The sequence below is a fragment of the Nocardia sp. NPDC058497 genome (assembly GCF_042720195.1).
GTDB lineage: Bacteria > Actinomycetota > Actinomycetes > Mycobacteriales > Mycobacteriaceae > Nocardia.
In genome coordinates this window covers 1-5,665 of record NZ_JBHXMY010000394.1, presented here as the reverse complement: position 1 = coordinate 5,665, position 5,665 = coordinate 1, and the positions used below count along the sequence as shown (strand labels likewise).

The following is a 5,665-nucleotide window of genomic DNA, read 5'->3' as shown; positions in this document are numbered from 1 at the left end:
TCGTCGGCAGCGACTGATGTGTATAAGAGTCAGGTTCCTGCTCGCTCGCCGACTCGGCAGCGGCGTCGACCAGCGATCGAGCCGTGGCCGCGGCCTGCTGGAACTCCGCCGCGCCGTAGGTGGTGACCCACTGGGCGTACGGGTGGGCGGGGTCCGCCGCGATCACCTTCGCGGCGCTCTCGGCCAGGTCGCGTCCCACGTCGGCATAGATCCAGAAACACGGCAGCGCGGCCGCCGCGGCGACGGCGTAGGACTCGGTCGCGGCGGCGGCGATCAGGTAGGAGACATAGGCCAGGCAGGTCTGCGAATGCTCCGGCTCGCCCTGCCGAGGGGGCAGCACTCCACCGGTGAGCATCTGGTCGTGCATGGCCGACTCGACAGCGGCGGCGTTGGCGGCCGAGGTCGCCCAGAAGGCCGCGGTCTGCGGGTCCGGCGACTTGGCGGCGAGAATCGCCAGCGCCTTCGAGTACCCGGTGAGATACAGCGAATCCTGCTCGATGTAGGTGCGGAACACCTCGAGCGGCAAAGTGCCCTCACCGAGGTGCCGCAGGAATTCCAGGTCGTCGATCGCGCTCCGCAGGACTTTGGTCCGGTCCCAGAGATGAGCGGTGAAAAGGCCGGTATTCGTGGTGTGGGCGCGCAACACTGTGACATCCCTTCGTCAGCATTACCTGAACAGGTTCAGCGGGTCTGTTCTCAGCCTCGTGGTCGCGAGGCACCCCGTGTCAGAACTCGACCGACACTAGCAGCGACCGCCGACACGCGGGCTACGCCCGGTTCCGCGCGGAGCACCGGCCACGGTGGTAAGTGTTCGGCGGCGGACCGCCACCCGGTAACTTGCCTGCCAAGGATCTGTCTTCCGCGCCCATCGAACCCGCCGAACGAAGAGAGCTGATCAATGTCGACCTCGACCGCGCGTGCACACATCGGTGTCACCGGCCTGGCCGTGATGGGCAGCAACATTGCCCGCAACTTCGCCAAGCACGGCTACACCGTCGCACTGCACAACCGTTCCGTGGCAAAGACCGACGCGCTGCTCGCCGAGCACGGCGGTGACGGCGATTTCGTCCGCACCGAGACCGTCGAGGAGTTCGTCGCCGCGCTGGAGAAGCCGCGGCGAGTGCTGATCATGGTCAAGGCGGGTGAGGCGACCGACACCGTCATCGAGGAGCTGGCCGCCGTGATGGAGCCGGGCGACATCATCATCGACGGCGGCAACGCCCTCTACACCGACACCATCCGCCGCGAGGCCGCCCTGAGCGAGCGCGGCCTGAACTTCGTCGGGGCGGGTATCTCCGGCGGCGAGGAGGGCGCACTCAACGGTCCCGCGATCATGCCGGGCGGGCCGAAGGAGTCCTACGAGTCGCTCGGCCCGTTGCTGGAGTCGATCGCGGCGCAGGTCGACGGCACACCGTGCTGCACCCACATCGGCCCCGACGGTTCCGGGCACTTCGTCAAGATGGTGCACAACGGCATCGAATACGCCGATATGCAGTTGATCGGCGAGGCATACCACCTGTTCCGTGACGCGCTCGGCTTCGACGCCGGGCAGATCGCGGACGTGTTCACGCAGTGGAACTCCGGGGACCTGGAGAGCTATCTGGTCGAGATCACCGCCGAGGTGCTCGCGCAGGTCGACGCGAAGACCGGCAGTCCGCTGGTCGACGTCATCGTCGACGCAGCCGAGCAGAAGGGCACCGGCCGCTGGACGGTCAAGTCCGCGCTCGATCTCGGTGTGCCGGTGACCGGCATCGCGGAGGCGGTCTTCGCCAGGGCGCTGTCGGGCTCCCGCGCTCAGCGCAAAGCCGCGGTGGGTCTCGCGTCGGGCATACTCGCCGACAAGCCCACCGATGTCGAGCAGTTCACCGAGGACATCCGGCAGGCGCTGTACGCGTCCAAGGTCGTCGCCTACGCACAGGGTTTCGACCAGATCGCCGCGGGCAGCGCCGAGTACGGCTGGGATCTGAACCCCGGTGATCTGGCGACAATCTGGCGCGGCGGCTGCATCATCCGGGCTCGGTTCCTGAACCGGATCAAGGAAGCCTACGAGCAGGACCCCGCCCTGCCGAGCTTGATCCTCGCGCCGTACTTCCGCCAGGCGATCGAGACCGCGATCGATAGCTGGCGGCGCGTGGTGTCCACCGCCACCCTGCTCGGGATCCCGGTCCCGGCGTTCGCGTCCTCGCTGTCCTACTACGACGCACTGCGCGCAGAACGTCTGCCGGCCGCTCTGACCCAGGGCCAGCGCGACTTCTTCGGCGCCCATACGTACGAGCGCATCGACGCAGAGGGCAAATTCCACACACTCTGGAGTGGAGACCGCGGCGAGGTGGCCGCCGACTGAGCTCTGCGCCGGGTTCGATGCCGTGGTGTGTCCAGTTGTCAGCGATCGGTTCGGAACCGCGGCGGCGGGTATGCGCGAGGTGATGTCGCTGTACCCGGCGCGTCGGTGACGGCCATACGAGGAGGTCGAATTGGGTATCGAACGAGGCAACACCAAGCATGGACCCGCCCACGACGAGGAGCTGGCCGACGAGCTGGTCAAGTCCCTCAGAGGTACGGGTCGTGTCGAGGACTGGCGAGAACCGGAACCGCTCTCCGACGACGACGCCGAGACCGACATCCGATCCGACTACAGCAAACGCGCGTTCCCCGACCCTGCCGCCCAGTCTCATCCGGCCGCGCAGGCGAAGGCCGACGGCCATGATCGCAGGTCAGCACCACTGATCGAAGTACGCGGGCTCACCGACCTGCCGAACGCCGTCGTCGCCGCGGCCTTTCAGACCGCGGCGCGCGTGCGCCACGCGCGGGTGTTTCATCCGCGGGGAGTCCGCCTCGCCGGGCGGTTCCGGGCCGCGCAGAAGTACGAGCCGTGGTTCGGTGCAGGTGATCGGGCGGTGATCGCGCGACTGTCGAAGGGATTCGGTAGTCCGGTCGGGGTGCCCGATGTCCTCGGGTTGGCGTTTCGGGTGCTCGACCGCGACGATCACCCGTGGGACTTCGCTTTGGCGACCACTGGCCGCGGCACCCTCGGCCGATTCGTCTTCACTCCTGCACGCGGCTGGTCCACCGCCTGTTTCGGCTCGCTGTTGCCGTACCGGTTCGCCGACGCGTCACCGGCGTGGCTGTTCGCCGAGCCGCTCGACGCCGAGGCCCTGCCGAACACGGCGTCCTTGCAAGCCGTCGGTGACTATCTCGACGACCAGGTGATTCGCTACACCCTCACCGCTGACGGGCTCGGCAGTCCCGCCGAGACCATCGGTGAACTGGATCTGCGCCGAGCCGAACCGGGTGAGCACCGCACCGATTTCTTCGATCCGGTCCTCAACCGTCCCGCCGAGGTGGCGTTGGTCCCGGACGTGATCAACCGGATCCGCGAGAGCGCCTACACCGGAAGTCGGCACGGTCGGGATGACGAGGGGGCACAGCCGCCTGGCTGAGCGGAACGCGGCGCAGGCGACGATGCGGCCGCGGAACCCCACGCCGGAATTCGGTGAAGCCAGGCTCCAAGGCAGTGAACTTGATGCCGGGCTCGGCCTTGGCGTCCACCACCGCGAACGATCAGGCACGTGACACTGCGCGGTCAAGGACTCCCCGGAGGGTCCGGGCGAAATCCTCCGGTTGGCCCGGGTAGCCGGACTCGGGACCGGTGAAGCCGCCGTGATGGCTGGGGAACAGAACCGGCTGCTGACCGAGTCGGTCGGCGAGCGCCGTCGAGGTGCGCTCGGTGACCGTGCCCGTCGATTCGTCGCCGTAGCAGAGGACGATCCGGGTCGGTGCCGCGGTGAGAGCGGCGATGTCGGCGCGGTAGTCGAGGACAGGCCGGGACCGCTGCGACAGCAGCGGATGGTCGCGGGAACCGTCGTCCTCGGCAGGCAGGCCGAACATCGCGGGATCCGCGGCGGGCGCGGCGAAATAGTCGTCGGTGAACTCGCCCTGCCAGGATGTCATCGCGATGAAGGCCGCCATTCCCGCGCCGAAGCCTTTCGCCGCATAGGCGTCGCGATACCCGGCCGCCGCACGTTCGGCCGCCGCGGCATCGGGGAGCACGGACAGCAGCGGCGGTTCATGCGCCACCAAGATGGACACGTCGTCGGGGTGGGCGCTCACGAGCGCGAGCGCGACGATGGCCCCGCCGCTGCTGGCGAAGATCTCGACCGGGCCGCAGTCGAGAGCCTCGATGACGGCGTGCACATCGCCTGCGTGGACGGCGGGGACGTTGTCGACCTGGCCGTCGGTGCGGACGCTGCGGCCGAGTCCGCGCGGGTCGTAGGTGACAACCGTGCGATCGGGGAAATGCGCGGCGAGGGCGGTGAAACCGTCGGCGTTCATCGGGAGACCGATCATCAGCAGCGGCGGCCGCTCATCGGCGGTCGGGAGTGGCCCGTGGATGTCGTAGGTGAGTGCTGCGCCGGGGGTTTCGAGCGTGTGTGTCGTCATACCGGTATTGACGTGTCCAGCGGCGAGAACTCATCGGCGGGTGGCGGCTTGCGGACAGATTCGATTTGCCGGTGGTAGCAGCGGTGGCCCGCCGCGTACACCAGACGATGGTCATGCGACCCGCGTGGCGGGAACCTGATTGAAGACGATGACAGCGTCTATTGCTGTGGTAGGTGATCCGATGACGAGTCGGCTTCGGCAGCTCGAGTCGCACGATGTCAGTGGCGACGTGTCTACGGAGCAGACGATGATGGCGAGGAGGTAAGTAGAGATGAATTCCATGGATCCTGATCCGGCCAACACCCCCGACCTGGAACCAGGAGGTGGTGTGGCACCCGGATCGACCCCTCCGGAATCTGCCCAGACATCGGGATTGTCGGCTCCGGAGCCGCGCACCAGCCGCCATTTTCCGCCGACCGGTGTTGCCGCGGTCGTCGTTGCGGTGCTGTTGGTGGCGGTCTTCGTCGCGGCCGCGGTGGGAGTGGTGCTGGCGATGTGAGAAGTTCCGACGCCGTGACTCGCTGTCTCCGGTGGTGCGCCGGGGAGCGAGCTATGCGCCGTCGTTGCCTTCGCGCAGGGAATGAATCATGCTCCGCAGGATCCGCAACGCGTCCGACTGTTCGTGACCAGCTTCCCTACGTGGCACACGGGCGAGTGTGTGCCGCTCACCTACCATCGGCGAATGTGCAGCTACAGGTGAACGACCTCTACGGTGGGGTGGTGGGTACGGTGCTCGCCAGTGTCATGCTGGCGGCTGTTCCTGCGGATCAGACACCGATGTATGCGGCGGCGTGGATCGTGGTGGGTGTGGCCATGGCGGCGGTCACGCGCAGCTACGGCCAGCATATGTCCACTCACCAGGCTGGGTCCAAGTCGGGGTTCTGGGTCGATCTCGGTCGCAGCATGCTCACCGGGATACCGATGGTCATCGCGTGCGTGCCGACGCTGATCGTGCTGGTGCTCGCGCATTTCGCGGGGTGGAGCGATGATGTGTTCCATTCCGACGGGTCGGTGACGCCCGGTTACACCACGGCGGCGCTCGGCCTCAATGCCGCGATCCTGTTCTGCTGGGGCGTGGTGGCGGCGCGGGTGGGCGGATACTCCCCGTGGGGCGCCTGCGGGGTCGGCATCGCCAACACCACCCTCGGGCTGGTGGTCGTCGTACTCAACGTCATCCTCAATTAGCCCGTTCGACGAAGTCTGCTTCCCCCGTGCAATCCGGCGC

Annotated in this window: 6 protein-coding genes and 1 riboswitch; of the genes, 4 read left to right on the top strand and 2 right to left on the bottom strand. The window is 67.5% G+C overall.

Annotated features, from left to right (window positions below; genetic code table 11):
* Positions 1–646 (bottom strand): TenA family protein (locus ACFWPJ_RS22975; RefSeq protein ID WP_378854448.1); only part of this gene is annotated, 646 nt, incomplete at its 3' end.
* Positions 637–733: riboswitch (TPP riboswitch) on the bottom strand. Its footprint overlaps the gene before it by 10 nt.
* A 165-nt stretch (positions 734–898) precedes the next feature.
* Between ACFWPJ_RS22975 and gndA the strand changes: the two genes are divergently transcribed.
* Together gndA and ACFWPJ_RS22965 are read left to right on the top strand one after the other, a co-directional pair.
* On the top strand, positions 899–2,344 hold the full coding sequence (gene gndA, locus ACFWPJ_RS22970; RefSeq protein WP_378854447.1) for an NADP-dependent phosphogluconate dehydrogenase: 1,446 nt from the start codon (positions 899–901) through the stop codon (positions 2,342–2,344).
* Positions 2,345–2,474: 130 nt separating this feature from the next.
* Positions 2,475–3,440: a hypothetical protein gene (locus tag ACFWPJ_RS22965; RefSeq protein ID WP_378854446.1), complete on the top strand. Its 966-nt coding sequence runs from the start codon at positions 2,475–2,477 to the stop codon at positions 3,438–3,440.
* A 121-nt stretch (positions 3,441–3,561) separates the two neighbouring features.
* Here ACFWPJ_RS22965 and ACFWPJ_RS22960 read toward each other — a convergent pair whose 3' ends face one another.
* Positions 3,562–4,440, bottom strand: a complete 879-nt coding sequence (locus ACFWPJ_RS22960; RefSeq protein WP_378854445.1) for an alpha/beta fold hydrolase — start codon at positions 4,438–4,440, stop codon at positions 3,562–3,564.
* Positions 4,441–4,711: 271 nt separating this feature from the next.
* Here ACFWPJ_RS22960 and ACFWPJ_RS22955 point away from each other — a divergent pair, with 271 nt between their 5' ends.
* Positions 4,712–4,939, top strand: a complete 228-nt coding sequence (locus ACFWPJ_RS22955; RefSeq protein ID WP_378854444.1) for a DUF6480 family protein — start codon at positions 4,712–4,714, stop codon at positions 4,937–4,939.
* Positions 4,940–5,124: 185 nt separating this feature from the next.
* A complete protein-coding gene (locus tag ACFWPJ_RS22950; protein ID WP_378854443.1) occupies positions 5,125–5,625 on the top strand; it encodes a hypothetical protein in 501 nt (166 codons plus the stop codon).
* Positions 5,626–5,665 lie beyond the last annotated feature (40 nt).

Bases quoted from the DNA above. Each gene is read 5' to 3' on its own strand.
- ACFWPJ_RS22955 (WP_378854444.1), top strand. From the start codon at position 4,712: ATGAATTCCATGGATCCTGATCCGGCCAACACCCCCGACCTGGAACCA.
- gndA (WP_378854447.1), top strand. From the start codon at position 899: ATGTCGACCTCGACCGCGCGTGCACACATCGGTGTCACCGGCCTGGCC.
- ACFWPJ_RS22960 (WP_378854445.1), bottom strand. From the start codon at position 4,440: ATGACGACACACACGCTCGAAACCCCCGGCGCAGCACTCACCTACGAC.